The organism is Myxococcus llanfairpwllgwyngyllgogerychwyrndrobwllllantysiliogogogochensis (genome assembly GCF_006636215.1).
In the GTDB taxonomy this organism is placed as follows: Bacteria; Myxococcota; Myxococcia; order Myxococcales; family Myxococcaceae; genus Myxococcus; species Myxococcus llanfairpwllgwyngyllgogerychwyrndrobwllllantysiliogogogochensis.
Window position 1 is genome coordinate 1 of the sequence record NZ_VIFM01000059.1, and the last position, 15,499, is coordinate 15,499.

Annotated in this window: 12 protein-coding genes; 5 read left to right on the forward strand and 7 right to left on the reverse strand. The window is 69.6% G+C overall.

Going from position 1 to position 15,499, the window contains the following annotated elements; all coding sequences use genetic code 11:
* Positions 1 to 999, reverse strand: a 999-nt coding sequence (locus tag FJV41_RS16930) for an eCIS core domain-containing protein (protein WP_141643534.1), incomplete at its 3' end; no start/stop codon positions are given.
* A gap of 157 nt (positions 1,000 to 1,156) precedes the next feature.
* Complete coding sequence (locus tag FJV41_RS16935; protein ID WP_141643535.1) at positions 1,157 to 1,747, reverse strand: hypothetical protein; 591 nt, start codon at positions 1,745 to 1,747, stop codon at positions 1,157 to 1,159.
* Between the two features lie 159 nt (positions 1,748 to 1,906).
* On the opposite strand from FJV41_RS16935, the gene FJV41_RS16940 reads away from it, so the two are divergent.
* The 5 genes from FJV41_RS16940 (at position 1,907) to FJV41_RS16960 (ending at position 7,574) form a co-directional block, all read left to right on the forward strand.
* Positions 1,907 to 2,590 carry a spermidine synthase gene (locus tag FJV41_RS16940; protein ID WP_141643536.1) on the forward strand — a complete coding sequence of 228 codons (684 nt, stop codon included), beginning with the start codon at positions 1,907 to 1,909 and terminating at the stop codon, positions 2,588 to 2,590.
* Between the two features lie 55 nt (positions 2,591 to 2,645).
* A complete protein-coding gene (locus FJV41_RS16945; protein ID WP_141643537.1) occupies positions 2,646 to 3,218 on the forward strand; it encodes a TetR/AcrR family transcriptional regulator in 573 nt (190 codons plus the stop codon).
* 82 nt (positions 3,219 to 3,300) lie between these two features.
* The gene (locus tag FJV41_RS16950; protein ID WP_181790701.1) at positions 3,301 to 4,389 is read left to right on the forward strand and encodes an SDR family oxidoreductase; all 1,089 of its coding nucleotides are present in this window, start codon (positions 3,301 to 3,303) and stop codon (positions 4,387 to 4,389) included.
* 103 nt (positions 4,390 to 4,492) lie between these two features.
* Positions 4,493 to 5,809, forward strand: a complete 1,317-nt coding sequence (locus tag FJV41_RS16955; protein WP_246137247.1) for an amidohydrolase — start codon at positions 4,493 to 4,495, stop codon at positions 5,807 to 5,809.
* Between the two features lie 22 nt (positions 5,810 to 5,831).
* A complete protein-coding gene (locus tag FJV41_RS16960) occupies positions 5,832 to 7,574 on the forward strand; it encodes a DUF885 domain-containing protein (protein ID WP_141643540.1) in 1,743 nt (580 codons plus the stop codon).
* Positions 7,575 to 7,677: 103 nt separating this feature from the next.
* Here the strand turns inward: FJV41_RS16960 and FJV41_RS16965 are convergent, their stop codons facing one another.
* The 5 genes from FJV41_RS16965 to FJV41_RS16985 form a co-directional block, all read right to left on the reverse strand.
* The gene (locus FJV41_RS16965) at positions 7,678 to 8,397 is read right to left on the reverse strand and encodes a hypothetical protein (protein ID WP_246137248.1); all 720 of its coding nucleotides are present in this window, start codon (positions 8,395 to 8,397) and stop codon (positions 7,678 to 7,680) included.
* Between the two features lie 50 nt (positions 8,398 to 8,447).
* Entirely contained in the window at positions 8,448 to 10,220 is a 1,773-nt protein-coding gene (locus tag FJV41_RS16970; protein ID WP_141643542.1) for a hypothetical protein, read from the reverse strand.
* A 51-nt stretch (positions 10,221 to 10,271) separates the two neighbouring features.
* Positions 10,272 to 12,188, reverse strand: coding sequence for a HEAT repeat domain-containing protein (locus tag FJV41_RS16975; protein WP_141643543.1), 1,917 nt, complete (start codon positions 12,186 to 12,188; stop codon positions 10,272 to 10,274).
* Positions 12,189 to 12,317: 129 nt separating this feature from the next.
* Positions 12,318 to 14,507 (reverse strand): hypothetical protein, encoded by a 2,190-nt coding sequence (locus FJV41_RS16980; protein ID WP_174485710.1) that lies wholly within the window; start codon positions 14,505 to 14,507, stop codon positions 12,318 to 12,320.
* 266 nt (positions 14,508 to 14,773) lie between these two features.
* The gene (locus FJV41_RS16985) at positions 14,774 to 15,325 is read right to left on the reverse strand and encodes an ECF-type sigma factor (RefSeq protein WP_141643544.1); all 552 of its coding nucleotides are present in this window, start codon (positions 15,323 to 15,325) and stop codon (positions 14,774 to 14,776) included.
* Between the last annotated feature and the right edge of the window lie 174 nt (positions 15,326 to 15,499).

Below are 15,499 nucleotides of genomic sequence, written 5' to 3' on the forward strand. Positions count from 1 at the left end.
TCCGAAGTTCGCCTGGGACAGCGGCAGCTTGCTGCGCACGACAATCCACTGCTGGGCGTAGGCCTGTATCGCGAAGGCCTGCGCGGGTGTGCCCGCGGCCGCGGCGTTGGCCGCCGCGCGTCGGGCCGCCAGTTCGGCAATCTCCGCCTCGGCCTCTTCCTGCTTGCCAGCCTCCAGGCTGTCGACCAGGTCCCATCCCGGCAGATTCCGCAGGTGGCCATCCAGCGTGTTCATGTTGTTGAGGGCCTGGGCGAAGTTCCGGTTGAGCAACGCCCGGTCGAGCGTGTCCAGGTACGTCTGCCAGGGTGTGGTGTGGTGACGCTCCTGGGGCCACAGGGAGCCCGCGCGTCCGCCCACGTTCACGTTGTTGATGTTCCCCGCCCCGTTGATCCCCAGTTGAACCGCCACGCGCTGGATGGGCTCGAGCGACGTGTCGCCCGAGACGGGAGCGACCTTGCGCTGAAAGGGCTCGGAGTCGAGGGTGGGCCCGGTCAGCTTCAGGCCCGAGGCGCGCGAACCCATCAGGTCGGCCTCGGACTCCAGGCCCGGCGCATCGTTGAGGGACTCGCCCTGTAGCTGCGTCGTGGGACGCACGCGCCCCTGCTTCTGCTGCACGACGTGCCAGGCCTCGTGGGCCAGGTGCTTCTCCTGCCCTGGCGCGACGTGGATGTCCGAGCCCTGCGTGTACGCCAGGGCCTGGAGCTGCGCGGGCGCGGACGAGTTGTAGTGGACGCGCACGTCGTCCATCGCCATGCCGGAGAGCGCCTCCACTCCGGACTTCAAGCCGTCGGGCAGTCCGGTGTCGTTGCTCGGAGCGGCACGGCGCTGGAGCGTCTGGGCCTGCTTCGCCTGGGCGACCACCCGAGGCGATGCGTCAAAGGTCTGCTGGAGCTGGCCCAGCGCGCGCGTCCGGGAGTTTCCTCCCTCGGTGGCTCCGGAGGAGGCGGCGGCGTGTGACTCGTCCCGCGTGGACAGCGACTCCTGCACGAACACGCCCATGCGATGTCTCTCCTGGAGACACGCAATGTAGCGTGCACGCTTCAGGGGCTGACAGGATGCCCCGGGTGTCGCGCGCGTCAGCCGGCGTCACACCGGGGGACGTCTCCTCCCCGCATGGGACGTGGAGGGTGGAGTCCCCACGTCCCGGCGCGTCCACTCACGACGGAGAGGGCGGCGACTGCGACGCATCCGCGCCGTCCGCGCGAATCTTGCGCGAGTTGTCCAGCAGCTCCTTCCAGGAGGCCTCGTACTCCCCTCGCAGCCTGGACCACTCACCGCCCTTGGCCGACATCAGGCGACGCAGGGCATCCCCCGTGCTCTTGAAGGAGCCGCGCAGGAACTGGAGCTCCTGCTTCGTGAGCAGCGAGTCCTCCGCCCGCGACTGGGAGATGCTCGCCTCCCAACCGTCGAACTGCGCGCCAAGTTCACGCAGCTCGGCTTCGCGCTTGCGCTCGTACGTCGCGCGCCTCACGCCCGCCTTCTCCTCCGCGTCGACGAGAGACTTGTTCGTGTCATCACAGGCCCGGAGCAGCTCCTTCTTGCCCCGCTCGAAGTCCTCCGTGCCGCGCTGGCGCCACTCCTCCAGCTTGCCGCGGAAGGCCTCGCGCCGCTGCTTCACGCCATGCAGCTCCTTCACCTCCTCGTCCGCCTTGCGGATGTCGGACTGCGCCTCGACTTCGGCGATTCGCGCATCGATTCGCTTCTTCTCGGCGTCCATCTTCTGCAGGTAAGCCTCGCGCTCGTTCATGGTCTGGGTTCCTCCTGGGCCGCGCCGCTCGGTGGCGGCGGCTCGCGAGGGTATGGATGCGGATGACCCCTGGCGTCGGGCACAGGCGACGGCACGAGGGCACGAGGTGTCGTGCGGAGTGCTTGACCCCGGGCCGGCTCCGGGCGAAGAGCCGTGCCCATGAAGCCCTGGGAGACACTCGAGAGCGCGAACCTTCCGGACGTGGGGGAGCTGACCCTGGTCCGCAGAGGGGACGAGTACGTCCTGCGCGTGCGCGGACAGACCCTGATGTCCAGCCGGATGCACGGCTCGGAGGAAGCGCTCGCGAAGGCAGGCTGCGCTGGCGTGGTGACGTCCGGAACCGGGCGGGTGCTCGTCGGAGGGCTTGGCTTCGGCTACACCGCGCGCGCCGTGCTGGACACCGTGGGCCCGGGCGTCCGCGTCTCCGTGGTGGAGCTGCTGCCCACCGTCGTCGCCTGGAACCGGGGACCCCACCTCGCGCCCCTCGCCGGCGCTCCCCTCGAGGACAAGCGCGTCACCGTCATCGAGGGAGATGTCGGCGACGTGATGGCCCACCACTCCGCCACCTTCGACGCCATCCTGCTCGACGTGGACAACGGGCCCAGCGCCCTCACCCACCCGGACAACCAAGGCCTCTACGGCCTGCCTGGGCTCTCCAACGCCGCCAGGGCGCTGCGCTCCGGAGGCACGCTCGCCGTCTGGAGCGCGGGCCCCGCCCCCGCCTTCGAGCGCCGCATGGAGAAGTGCGGCTTCACCGTCGAGGTCCTCCACCCCCACGCCCACGGCACCAAGGGCCCTCGCCACGTCCTCTTCATCGGCAAGCTGGGCAGGAGCCGCCGCTGAAGTCCGGCCCCAGAAGGGCTCGACAGAATATGACGACCGGTATATTAATCTCCTCGTGAGCAAGGGAGAAGACACACGCCGGCGGATGATCGCCGCGGCGGCGGAGATGCTGGAGCGCTCGGGCTATGCGGGCGCGGGCATCCAGGAGCTGCTGGAGGCCGGCAAGGCGCCTCGGGGCTCGCTCTACTTCCACTTCCCTGGCGGCAAGGAGCAGCTCGCGGTGGAGGCGCTCCAGGTCTCCGCCTCGGAAGTCACCCGGTTGCTCGACGCGCACCTCGCCACGGAGCGGGGACTCGTCGCCGGGCTGCGTCGCGCGCTGGCGACGCTGGCGGACCGGGCGGAGGCGTCCGGCTTCGAAAAGGGGTGCCCTGTCTCGGCCGTGGTCCTCTCATCGGGCGCCACCCCTGAACCCGTGCGCGCCGCCGCAGCCGAGGCCCTGCGCGCCTGGCAACAGCTCCTCACCGAGCGACTCCGCGCGGAGGGCCTCACGCCCACCGAGTCGCGGCGACGCGCGGCCCTGCTGCTCTCCTCCATCGAAGGCGCCCTGTTGCTGATGCGCGCCCACCGAAGTCGGGCTCCCGTCGAGGAGCTCTCGAAGGAACTGGAGCGCCTGCTCTCACTGGACTGACAGCGGCCCCGAGCCGACGCGGATGGGCCGCGTGGGCTCGACTCCAGAATATGTAGACTGGTCTAGATATATCGAGGTCATCATGAACGCGACATCACCGGATGCGCTCGTCATCGGCTCCACGGGATTGATAGGGCGTTGGCTCGTGCCGGAGCTCACGCGGCGGGGCCAGCGGGTGGCCCTGCTGTCACGCAACGCGCGGGCTCGGGCCCAGGAGTACCGGGACTGGGTGGCCGGGCTGGGAGGCGCACCCGAGCAGCTCGTGTTCCTGGAGGGCGACCTGGATGCGCCACGACTGGGACTGAGCGCCGAGGATGAGGCTGTGCTTCAGGGCGCGCGCGACGTGTTCCATCTGGGCGCTCGCTTCGCCTGGAACCTGTCCGCCGATGCGGCTCGGCGCACCAACGTCGAGGGCACCCGCGCCGTGGTGGAGCTGGCCTCCCGACTGCCCGCGCTGCGACGACTCGTCCTCGTGGGCGGATATCGCATCGGTCCTCGACTCGATGCCTCGGGCGAAGTCGTCCCCGCGCCCACGTTGGGCTTCACGGGCTCGGGCGCCTATGAGGCCTCGAAGGCGCTCGCGCATCGGGTGGCACTGGAGACCGCCGCGCAACTCGGTGTTCCCGTCACCACCGTGCATCCGTCCTCGGTCATCGGCGACAGTCGCACCGGAGCGACGGTGCAGAGCCTGGGCCTCGGAGACACCTTGCAGCGCGTCCACGCGGGGACGATGCCCGTGCTGCTGGGCACGCCGGAGACCTTCGTTCCCGTGGTGGCAGTGGACACCCTGGCGCGCTTCCTCGCCGGCGTGGCGGAGCTGCCGGAGACGCAGGGCCAGGAGTACACGCTGCTGGACCCGAGCACTCCTCCACTCCACCAGCTCGTGCGCTGGGCGGCGGAGCGCTCCGGTCGACGAGCACCCCGCTTCGCCCTGCCCGTCTCGTGGGTGCGTTGGTTGCCGGAGCGCCTGCTCGGCGCGGCCACGGAGTCGCTCGACTTCCTCGACACGGCCCGCTACCCGGTGGAACCGGCGCTCGCACTGGCCCGGCGCATGGGCGTGGAGCTGCCTCCGGTCGCCACGGTGCTGGACCGCTGGTTCGACTTCCTGCGCGCCACGGACTTCGCCCCCGATGTCTCGCGGGCCCGCACCGCATCGGTGCGTCCAGCCTGACCCCCGCCGAGCGGAGCCAGGAGCGCCGCGCGCGCTCCTCCCACCGAAAGCCTCGTCCTGTGGTGTAGTGGCGCGGCTCTCGACACGGACCGGAGACCTCCTGGTGAACCGCCCTTCCCTGCTGGCCTTGCTCGTCGTCCTCCTGACCGCGCCCGTGGGGCGTGCCCTCGCAGCGCAGCCCTCCACCGTGCTGGGGGCCTTGGATGGCCTCTATCCGGAGCTGGACATCTTCTACCGGGACCTGCACCAGAACCCGGAGCTGTCGTTCCAGGAGGAGAAGACCGCCGCGAAGCTCGCCGAGCGCCTGCGCAAGCTGGGCTTCGACGTCACCACCGGGGTCGGCGGCACGGGTGTCGTCGCGCTGCTGCGCAATGGACCGGGCCCCACCGTCATGCTGCGCACGGACCTGGACGGGCTGCCCATGGAGGAGAAGACGGGCCTGCCCTACGCGAGCAAGGTGACGGTGAAGAACGGCGAGGGACAGACGGTGTCGGTGATGCACGCGTGCGGACATGACGTGCACATGACGGTGTGGCTTGGCACCGCCACGCTGCTGTCCAAGAAGAAGGACCAGTGGCGCGGCACGCTGATGCTGGTGGGCCAGCCCGCGGAGGAGATTGGCGCGGGCGCGAGGAAGATGCTGGCCGACGGCCTCTTCAAACGATTCCCCAAGCCCGACTTCGCGGTGGCCCTCCACAACACCACCGCCGCTCCCGCGGGACGAGTGGAGTACGTGTCCGGCTACGCGATGGCGCATGTGGACTCGGTGGACATCACCCTCTACGGCAAGGGCGGCCACGGCGCGTATCCGCACACCACGGTGGACCCCATCGTCATGGCGGCGCGCACCGTGCTCGCGCTCCAGTCGGTGGTCAGCCGGGAGAAGCATCCCCTGGAGCCCGGCGTCATCACCGTGGGCTCCATCCAGGGCGGCACCAAGCACAACATCATCCCCGACGAGGTGCGCCTCCAGCTCACCGTGCGCTCGTACAAGCCGGAGGTGCGCAAGGCGCTGCTCGACGGAATCGACCGCGTCGCGAAGGCGGAGGCCCTCGCCTCGGGCGCCCCCCGTCCTCCCAAGGTCGAAGTCACGGAGGGCACGCCCGCCACGTACAACGACCCGGCGCTCACCCGCCGACTCACCGACGCCGTGGTGCGAGTGCTGGGCGAGAAGAACGTGGGCGAGGCCCAGCCCGTCATGGGCGGCGAGGACTTCTCCGAGTACGGCCGCGCGGGAGTCCCCGCGGTCATGCTCTGGCTCGGCGCCGTGGAGCCCCAGCGCTTCACCCAGTCCCGCTCGGGGGGCGAGCCGCTCCCCTCTCTCCACTCTTCCGGCTTCATCCCGGACCGCGAGCGCACGCTGCGCACGGGTGTCACCGCACTGACAACGTCGGCGATGGAGCTGTTGGGCAAGCCCTGAATCGCCTTGTTAGAACGGCGGAATGCTCAAAGCCGTTCCCGCTCGCGCGTTGCTTCTCACCGCCTGCTGGCTCTTCTGCGCCTGCGCGCGGCAGGTGCCCTCCACCACCCCTGAGTCGCCCTCGGGGAGTGCCCATCCGCCCGAGAGCTTCGCGAAGCTGGTGGACACCATCTTCGAGGCCTCGTTCGACTTCTCTCCGTCGAACGGCACGGCGGTGGGGCTGCATGCCTATGACAGCAAGCTGGAGGACCTGAGCCGGCCTCGCGTCGAGGCCCGCATCCGCGAGCTGGAAACGCTCCTCGCCCGACTGCGCGCCGTGGACCGGGCCTCGCTCTCCTTCGACGACACCATCGACGCGGAGGCCGTGGAGAGCCAGCTGCTCGCGGAGCACTTCGAGCTGAGCGTCGTGCGCGGCTGGGAGCACAACCCCATGCTGTACGCGGGGCTGCCCGGTGGCGCCATCGACGGGCTGATGAAGCGCGACTTCGCGCCGAAGGCCGAGCGGCTGCGCTCGGTCATCGCGCGCCTGAAGGCCGTGCCCGCCGTCTTCGCCGCCGGCAAGGCCAACGTCCAGACGCCGCCGCGCGAGTTCACCGACCTGGCCCTCCGCATGGCGAAGGGCTCCGTGGGCTTCTTCGAGGGCTCGGTGGCGACATGGGCCAAGGACGCCGCGGGCAACGACGCCGTGCTCCAGTCCTCGTTCCTCGCGGCCAACCGCGCCGCCGTGGCCGCGGTGAAGGACTACGCGCGCTGGCTGGAGACGGACCTCCTGCCGCGCTCCACCGGCAAGTACGCGCTGGGCGAGGAGCGCTTCCTGACCAAGCTGCGCTACGAGGAGATGATTGACCTGCCCCTGCCGGAGCTGCTCGCGCGCGGAGAGGCCAATCTGGAGAAGGACTACCGCGACTTCGTGGCCACCGCGAAGCGCATCGACGCGCGCCTCACGCCGGCCCAGGTGATGGCCCGAATGGAAGAGGACCACCCCACGGCCCAGGACCTCATCCCGTCGGTGCGCCGCTCGGTGGAAGGCGTGCGCGAGTTCCTCGTCGCCAAGGACCTGGTCACCATCCCCTCCGAGGTGCGCCCCCGCGTGGAGGAGACGCCGCCCTACGCACGCTCAGGCTCGTTCGCCTCCATGGACACGCCCGGGCCCTACGAGACGAAGGCCACCGAGGCGTTCTACTACGTCACGCCCGTGGAGCCCGAATGGGACGCGAAGCACCAGGAGGAGCACCTGAGCCTCTACAACGCGCCCGTCGTGTCGGTCATCAATATCCACGAGATGTGGCCCGGCCACTACCTCCAGTTCCTCTACGCGCCCCGCTTCCCCACGAAGGTCCGCAAGCTGGTCGCCGTGGGCAGCAACGCGGAGGGCTGGGCGCACTACGCCGAGCAGATGATGCTGGACCAGGGCTTCGGCAACGGAGACCCGAAGCCGCGTCTGGCGCAGCTGTCCGAGGCCCTGCTGCGCGACTGCCGCTACGTGGCCGGCATCAAGCTGCACACCGCCGGGTGGACCGTGGAGGACGCCGCGCGCCTGTTTCGCGAGAAGTGCTTCCAGCAGCCGGCCAATGCCTACGAAGAGGCCCGGCGCGGCGCCTACAACCCGACGTACCTCTACTACACGTTCGGCAAGCTGGAGGTGCAGCGACTGGCCCAGGACTACCAGGCCGCGAAGGGTCCGGGCCTCAAGCAGTTCCATGACGCCTTCGTCGCCCAGGGCAGCCTCCCCTTGCCGCTGGTGCGGCGGCTGCTCCTGCGCTGAAGACCGCGTGCCGCGACGAGGGCCTCGGGCCGGAAGACCCTCGCCGCGACGCGCGGGAGCGCGAGCGTCCCCCAAGACGCCCGCGTTCCTCACGCCCCTCGGGCTAGGTGCAGATGCCCGGACGGACGCTGACGCAGCCCGCGGCTCCGCAGCGGGTGAAGAGCGTGCATCGCCGGGCCTCGAAGTCGCCGAAGGCCCTCACGGAGGTGGAGCGGCGCCCGTCCGATTCCGTCTCCACGCACATGTCGAAGTCGGCGATGGGCGTGTTCGGAACCTCGAAGAACGACTCGCCCGGATTGAGCATGCCGCTGGTGGTCGCGCACGTCATCGCGTTCGCGGCCGTCGTCGCGCGGACCTCCACGACGCGCACCGCGCACAGGTTCATGTCCTGGATGCCCACGGTGAAAATCGAGCCCCCCGGGTCACACGCCCCGCCCGTCACGGACTGGCAAGCGCCGCCCACGCAGTTGCCTCCCGCGTTGCACACCTGCGCGCCTGACGAGTTGCAGCACGCCTCCCCCAGGTCACCGCAGTTGCGGCACACCTCGCCGGCCGACTCCATCACGCACATCAGGGAGCCGCCGCAGACCCCGGAGGCGCCGCTGACGCAGCACTCCTGGCCCTCGGCGCCACACGAGATGCACGCCCCACTGTTGCACACCAGCCCCGCGTTGCAGCTCGCGGAATCGGTGCGGCACGCGCAGCCCTCGGTTCCCGCCTGGCTGGGGTCGCAGCTCGGGGTGCTCCCCTGGCAGCTTCCACAGCCCGCCATGACGACCATGCACAGCATCAACAGCCCCCGCAGGGGTGAATTCAGGTTCACGATGGGATTCCTCATTCGCAGAGTCGATGGGAGAACGGTGTCGGTGGGGCTCATGGGCGCAGCACCAGATGCACGGTCTGCCCCTGGCCATCGATGGCGCGGACCAGGACCTCGAAGTCGTCAGAGACGGCCAGCGCCTCCACGAAGCGATAGCCCGCCTTGGTCAGCTCCTCGGGTGCCACCTGCGACAGCGGGACGCTCTTCTTGCCGTCCGGCGTGGAGATGAAGGCCGCCTGCGTCTTGCCATCCTCGGAGGTAGCGGTGCCCACGGCCCAGCCGCTGGTGTTGAGGGACACGGCCTTCCCCGACACGAAGCCCTCGGGCAGGGGCAGCCACTGCACGCCCTCCTTCGAGGACCAGCGGAAGGGCCTCAGCTTCTTGTCGGAGCCGCGCACCGTTCCCAGCACCTGGCCCACGTCGTTGAGCGCGGTGACTTCCGACTCCTCGTCCACCAGGACCTGCTGCTCCTTGCGGACGATTCGCACCGCGCGCGCGCCCTTGCTGGTCGCCACGGTCGACGCGGACTCGCCCAGGGCGTTGAAGAAGATGCGGCCGGACGCGAGCCCCGCCAGCCCCTCGTGCTTCATGGGGCCCACCTCGTCCACCAGGTACACGGTGTCCTTGTCATCCGGCCAGCGCACCAGCGGCGTGCCATGGGCATTGCCCAGGAGCGCCTCGTAGCCGTCCACCCACAGCTCCGCGCCTGACTTCACCGTGCTGGACTTCAGGCGGAACGCGCTGGGGCCCTTGGACGTGTACGCGGTGCCGAAGACATCGCCACTGCCATTGACGCCCTTCACCTCCACGCGGTCCGCCTTGAGCACCTCCTGGAGCGGATATGCGACCGACTTCGCGGTGATCAGCGTGTCCGACTCCTGGTTCGCCAGCCGCGCCACCAACGCACCCCCATTCAGCAGGAAGCGCGGAATGGAGGACGCTGGCAGAAACTGCCAGTACTTGAAGGGGAACACTTCGACGATGCACTTGAAGACCGCGACCTTGAGCGTCTGGCGGATTCCTCCCGACGAGGCCTGGATGACGGTGGGACCGGACCAGTCCGGGGGCAGCCGCATGGTGAAACGCGCGGTGCGCTGGGCCTCGGGGACCCGCACGTTGAGCACGCCCACGCTCGCGTCCACGCTCAGCAACTCCACCAGCGCCCCTCCCGTGGGCGCGGGGCTGCTCAGCGTCACCTCGCCAATCAGCTCCGTCGGGTCCGGCGACTGGCAGCGGTTGGTGGACGTCAGCACGCGAACCGAGGCCAGGCGCGGACGGGGCACACCCGCGTAGGCCACGAACTGGCGGACCGTCACCGGCTCCGTCCAACCGACCTTGATGATGATGTCCGTGTAGCCGTCCACCCAGACCTGGCTGCCGGAGGTCAGCACCAGCTCCACGTTGTGCGGACACGAGGAGTGGGCACAGAACGGGTCATCCGCGCCGCGCACCTGCCGGGCAAAGGCCTTCAGCGTGCCGCGCACTCGCGTGACGCTGTTGGCGCCTCCCAGGTAATAGGGGCTCGGGAGCGTGTCGTCGAAGGTCCAGGTCAGCACGTTGCCGGAGCGCGAGCCGTACAGGTGCAGCACCAGGTCCGAGTTGATGCCGAAGTCGCGCGCGGGGACGTTGAGGTTCAGCGACCCGGGCGCCTTGGGCAGCAGCCAGTAGCCCGTGGCGTAGTCATTGCCCTTCACATGGATGCGAGCCGCGTTGAGGCGCACGTTCGTCCCGCGCCGCACGTCATCCAGGACGTCCGCCTGGGCCACCGGAGTCAACCAGAGGCCGAGCAAGGCCAGCAGGCCCAGCCTGTTCAAAATGCGTTTCATGAAGACCTCGAATGCGTGGAGTGATTGAGACAGGGAGAGAAAGGCCGAGGCTCAGCCGTCGCGCTGCGCGGAGGACTGGGCCATGAGGGACATGATGCGAGCACGCAGGGAGGACTGCTGCCCCGGGCGCAGCGCGAGGGCCTGGAGCATCTGGTAGATGGGCGCGCTGCCATCGAGCCGGTGGGTGATGACGTTCAGCAATGTGGACTCCGCGCCGGACGCGAGCTGGCCGGAGACGACCCAGGCCCGCAGCCGCTCCAGGTCCGCCGCGTCCAGCGCGCGCGCATCCAGGGCGTCGAGCAGCGCGGACTGCACCGCGCGGTCCTTCTCGAAGCCGAGCGAGTCCAGCAGCATGCGCGTGGCCACTTCCTGCGGCGCGCGACGCAGCGACTCCGCCGCGGCGGCGCGCACCTCCGCCGACTCCGCGCGCAGGTGGGGCCCCGCCTGGTCCAGCACGGACTCCAGGCCGGTGTTGCCCAGCGCGCGCAGCGCATGCGTGCGGTCCTCGTCGCTGCGTGCATCGCGCAGCGCGGCCTCCAGCGGACGTGCGTACGTCGCCACCTCCGGGTCACCCGGAGACAGGTGCGAGATGACGCCCCCCAACGCGTACGCGGACGCCCGCTCGGTTCCCACGTCGTTCGCCGCGCGCGCCTGGGCGTTCATCGCGGTGAGCATCCGCCCCGTCTCCGGCTCGGGCTCGCGGAGAAAGCCGGCGCGCTGCACCATCAGTCCGAAGGAAGCCTCGTGCTCACGGGCCGCCGGCGACTGGAGCAGCGCGCGCATCGTGGCCTGGGCCTCCGCGTGGCCCGCCCCCGCCAGCAGGTCCATGGTGAGCTCGCGCAGTCCTGGCGACACCCCCTTGCGCTGGAAGCGCACCGCCAGCTCCCGCACACGCTCGGGCTCCAGCTTGAGCGCGGCGATGGCGCGGCGCACGAAGCCGTCCAGGCCGGCAATGGCCTCGGCGCTCGTCGCGGAGGAGAGCACCTGGAGCACCCGGTCCATCGTCATGCCATCGGCCTGGCTGCGCAGCAGGGCGACCTCCGGGTCCCCCTCGAACGCAATCTGCGCGGGCTGGCGGATGATGGTCTTCTCCCCACCCGTCGCCAGCAGCGGCTTGAGCTGGCGGGAGGCGAACTCCACGCGCAGCCGCATCCGGCGCGACATCAGCGCGCCGCCGTCGGTCCGCGAGGCATCCAGGGACTCGTCGTGGAACACGCCGGCCATGCGGCCCTCCGGGGTGCGCTCGAAACGCGTGAGCGAGCGGAGGTCCTGCTGGAAGGGGGCGTTGCCACCCGCGGCCCGCAGCTTCTGGTAGCGCGAGCGACGGCGCGTCAGTCGCGCGTCACCGTCACCCTCGAAGCGGAAGTGGGCCTCCACGTCGCCCGTCTGGGTGGACTCGACGGCGCTCCACTCGGCGGCGTCACGCAGCTCGGTGGGGAACAGTTCGGCGGCGAGCGTCTGCGTGAGCTGACGGAACATCGGCGGCTCGGCCTCCGAGAAGCGCACGGCCAGCAGCGCGCCCCGCGCATCCAGCTCCACCCACGCGGAGGCAGTCTGGGGAAGGTGCGCCGCCACGGCGGCCGCGTCGGGCAGGAGGACCTGGCCGGACAGGACGGCCTCGTGTCGCTCCAGGGACTTCAGCGCCAGGTGCAGGCGCGTGCCGGTGGGGCGCACCTCGAGCGCCTGGAGCGTCAGCGAGCCTTCCAGGTGCAGCGTGCCATCGAGCGTCGAGGACTCGCCGGCGGAGGGCAGTGGCAGCGACACGCGCTGGAGGTCGTCCCAGACGAAGCGGTAGACGCGCTCCTCGCCCTGGGTCCACTGGTAGAGGGGCAGCCGAGAGTCGCTCACCACGGACGCGGTGTCGGCGCCAGGCGTGGTGGGGCGCGTGAAGTACCAGGCGGACAGCGAGCCGGTGAGCAGCAGGGTGGACAGCACGGCCGTGCGGACGGCGAGCCTCGGGCGACGCATGAAGGACTCCAGGAATCAGACTGAAGAGGACTGGGAAGGAGCCACCCCGGCATGCCCGCACCGGGGTGGATGGAAGGGGGTCCGGCCCCTTCTCGAAGGGAGGGACCGGACCCGGACCCGCACGTGTGGCTAGAAGAGCTGCGCCACCGGCACGGTCACCTGCTGGGTGTAGATGTTGTGCTTCATGCCGAACCCGCTCCAGCTGAAGATGGGGAACTCCGCGTGGGCCGGCCCCAGCTCGGCGTAGAGCATGATGCGGCCGTCGAGGAAGCGCGCCTCGATGTCGAGCTTCGACGTGAGCCGCAGGAACAGCGTGTTCGGGTTCGTCGGGTGCGAGCCCGAGCTCAGGTAGAGGCCGATGTCGCTGTAGAGCGGCAGGTTCACGCGGGTGAGGACCACCTCGCCGCGCACGGCCACCTGGAACTGGGGAATGCCGATGCCCACGGAGGCGAAGCCGTTGACCGTGAGGTAGGGGGTGACGGTGCCGAACAGGTCCACGCCCAGCAGGTCCGCCGCGCAGTCACGGGTGACGGCCCCGCCGAGGGAAATCTTGATGCCCGTCTCCGCGGAGACGCCGCCCTTGACGGTGACGGGGATGAACCACACCAGGAAGGTGGTGGACGCCTGGGCGGCGTCGCTCTTGAAGAAGGGCTTGTCCTCCGCGAAGGTGATGCGCAGCGGGTAGTGCATGTCGTGGTTGTAGACACTGAGGCCCAGCACGCGAGCGCCCAGCTGGAGCCGGATGCCGTTGCCCTCGGTGCCCGCGCCGCCGTGGACGTGGACGACCTCGAACGGCGTGGGGCTGAACACGTTCACATACGCGTTGAACTCCGCGTAGAGCCGCGCGTTGTAGTCACACCACGGGCCCGCGAATCCGAACCCCTTCGCCTTCAGGTCCGCGCCCGGCGCGGTGATTTCCCAGCCCGCCTTGTAGTCGTAGCCACCGCCGAACATGCTGTCGCCGGAGTAGCCACTGTCGCCGTGCTCACCGCCGTGACGCACCAGGCCCGAGGACGGGTCCACCGGCACATCCAGCGCCGCGATGTGCGCGCCGTAGATGTTCAGGTACTGGGTGAGCAGCGAGGAGCTGAGCGTGTAGTCCTTCTGCTTCAGCGTGGAGAGCTTGAGCAGGTCCGCGTTGCGAACGAAGCTCTGCTCGCTGAAGTCGTTGCCCGTCAGGTTCAGACAGGCCTGCAGGTCCGCGGCGCGGCGCGGCGCCATGGCGGCCTCGAGCTGCCCCTTGTAGCGGCGCGGGCTCCAGTCGCAGGACGTCACGTTCGAAGTGTCCAGGCAGCCCTGCTCCTGGGCCTTCACCAGCCGCTCCTCGATGGCCTTGTCGAGCATGTAGAGGTGCTCGCCCACCTGATTGTTCAGCTCCTTCGGGTCCTGGTCCTGCTTCTTGAAGATGAGGACGGCCTGCTGCCACTCGGCGTAGACGGCCTCGCGCCGGCGCAGCAGGGCGGTGAAGACCTCCTGCTCCTCCTGACGCACGGTGAGCACGTCATCGGGGGTCTTGCTGAGCTGCTTGCTCATCGACTCGTGCCAGGCGTCCGTCGGCGTGGCCCACTTGCGGGCCTCCTCGTTGTTGGCCAGGGACGCGGCCTCGCTGGTGAACTCGTAGCCATTGATGCCGTCCGGGTACGGGCCCGGAGCGAACTCGAAGTACGCGTTCTTGGCCACCGCCTGGTCCGCCCAGATGGGCGCCAGCTTCTTCTGGTCGCGGCTGTAGAGCGTGCGGTTGGCGATTCCGTTCGCGCCGTACGCCGCGTTGAAGAGCGCGCGGTAGTCATCACCGTACTGGCCCGCCAGCCGCTCGAAGCGGCTGTAGCCCAGGTACTTCTCGTCCACGAACTCCTGGCACGACGTGATTTGCGTTCCGTTCTTGTCCCAGGCCTCCAACTGGATGAGGTACGCCTTCTCCGCCTTGGTCAGGTTCTCCAGCCGCTTGCGGTAGAGCACCTGGCCCTTGAGCACCTGGCCCGCGAGCCCCTGGTCCATGCCGGTGAAGCGGGTGGTGCCCAGCTTGACGGGCTGGGTCGCCACCGTCGCCGTCTTGCCACCGAGTTCCTCCGGCAACAGCACTACCTTCTTGGCCGCCAGTTCCCAGCGCGCCTTCCACTCCGACTCCGTGAGGTCCTGGCAATACGCGTCGTGGGCCTGGCCGCAACTGCTCGAGCGGTAGTCCACGTTCGCGCACTGCTCGAGCACCGGCGTCGGGCAGTCGGCCGCGAGACTCGCGGGCGCCGCCAGAATCGTCGCCGACAATCCGGCCCAACGCAGCGGGCTCCCCAACAGACCCACCTTCATCCCCTTGGTCATATGCAGCTTCGTCCTTGGTGTGAGGCCGGCTTCGGGCACGGCCCGCGCAGCCAGAGAGCACACGCTGTGCCGCGCGCTTCTCACTCGGGGACACGAGCAGACACGCGGGCCAGACGAGGACCCCGGGACAACAAGGCGATGGGGGCCGTTGCCTGCGAGGCAACACCCCACGCGTGACGAGGCACCAGGCCTCGACGACATGAGTGGGCACCGGGCCTCTCGGTTCGAGGGCCCGGGCTCCGCCAGCCACGCATGGGTTCAGGGAATCAGTGGCCTACGCGCTCGCACAAGCCCAGGCGCGCGTAGGTCCAGTCGCGTCGGACGGTGGCGGGAACCACGCCCAGCACCGCCGCGGTCTCCTGGATGCCCAGGCCCGCGAAGTAGCGCAGCTCCACCACCCGGGCCAGCCGGGGCTTGAACGCCTCCAGCTCCACCAGCACCCGCTCCAGGTCCAGCACGTCGATGTCGACGCCGACCGGAACCTCGAAGACCTCGTCGCGAAGGAACAGCGGCTCGCGCCGCGCATCGCTCCGCCGGGCATTGCGCACCCGCACGCCCTCCACCAGCACCCGGCGCATCGCCTGGGCTCCCGCGCCCAGGAAGTGCTTGCGCCGGTCCGCATCCGCCACGTCCCCCGCGAGACGCAGCCAGATGTCTCGCAGGAGCATCATCGGACGCATGGAAAGGCGGGGTGACTCACCATTCATGTCCGAGTGCGTCATCTCTCGGAGCTCCTGGTACGCCACCCACCGCAGTGCATCCCGAGCCTCCGCGTTCCCGTTGCGAGCGCCGTCCAGCAGCGATGTCATCTCCGACATGCCCATGGTGTCCTCCTGGGTCTCACATCCCATCGAGTCGCTTCGCCACGTCTGCCTACGATTTCGAACGAGGACGCCCGCAAATCTTGAGAACAAAGAATTGTTTTTCGAGGATGCCGACAATTCCCTGCCCGGTGGGATGACCCAACCTGTGCTCTCAAGGTGGGTTGGCGC